Annotated in this window: 2 rRNA genes; both read right to left on the reverse strand. The window is 54.5% G+C overall.

Features of this window, described 5'->3' with window-relative positions:
* Positions 1–460 precede the first annotated feature (460 nt).
* Positions 461–575: ribosomal RNA gene (gene rrf / locus AC13GI_RS21595) — 5S ribosomal RNA — on the reverse strand.
* Between the two features lie 132 nt (positions 576–707).
* Positions 708–822, reverse strand: a 5S ribosomal RNA gene (gene rrf, locus AC13GI_RS21600).
* Positions 823–979 lie beyond the last annotated feature (157 nt).

The following is a 979-nucleotide window of genomic DNA, read 5'->3' on the forward strand; positions in this document are numbered from 1 at the left end:
AATGATTCTGGCAACGTATCGCTTGCTTTAAAACAATTAATAGTTGCTTGATCAAACGTCTGCAAGATGGACAATCATCCTTCCTGCAGGCGCCTTCACAAGATACCTGCGCATACTTTCAAAGATCCGGGGAAGTGGCCTCAGCGCCGTTCCCGTGTGCTGCGAAGTTTCCTTCGTAGCGAGCCGCCCATTATAGCCGGCTTTTTCGCTTCGTCAACACCTTTTTTCAAGGTCGCCTCACCGTGGTGGACGTTGTTGCCGATGCCGCTTCGTCGTTGGACCCGAGGGCCTTTCGTCGTTGCGAGCCGCATATTATGGCAGGCTTTTCAGCTTTGTCAACAACTTGTGAGAGGAACTTGAAGCTCTTCGCGAAGTTGTTGCCGTAAGTCCAGGTCGAAACCTGAGGCTTGCAAAAAAAGGAAAACCCCGCTGCGTGAGCAGCGGGGTTTTCGGGTATAAACCCTGGCGATGACCTACTCTCGCATGGCTTAGGCCACACTACCATCGGCGCAGCTACGTTTCACTTCCGAGTTCGGGATGGGATCGGGTGGTTCCATAGCGCTAATTTCACCAGGGAGACGGTTGCAGCAGCGCTTGCAGCGCCAGCTCGCGTACTTGCCCTTGGGGCGGAAGGAACTCAAAAAAGCAGAGCCTTCACTTAATAGAAAAAACCCCGCTGCATGAGCAGCGGGGTTTTCGGGTATAAACCCTGGCGATGACCTACTCTCGCATGGCTTAGGCCACACTACCATCGGCGCAGCTACGTTTCACTTCCGAGTTCGGGATGGGATCGGGTGGTTCCATAGCGCTAATTTCACCAGGGAGGCGGTTGGAGTGTCGCTTCGGACGTCGTGTCTTTGCAGGGAGCGGGCATGGTGATGCCAGCGTTGCAAAGAGACGCGCCTGAGCGCCTGCCTCTCGTTTGGTCTTGTGACGTAGCGTGCACTTGGATCTATCGACATGTCATGTCGGCCAAGGC

The sequence above is a fragment of the Stenotrophomonas sp. 82F1 genome, assembly GCF_056861525.1.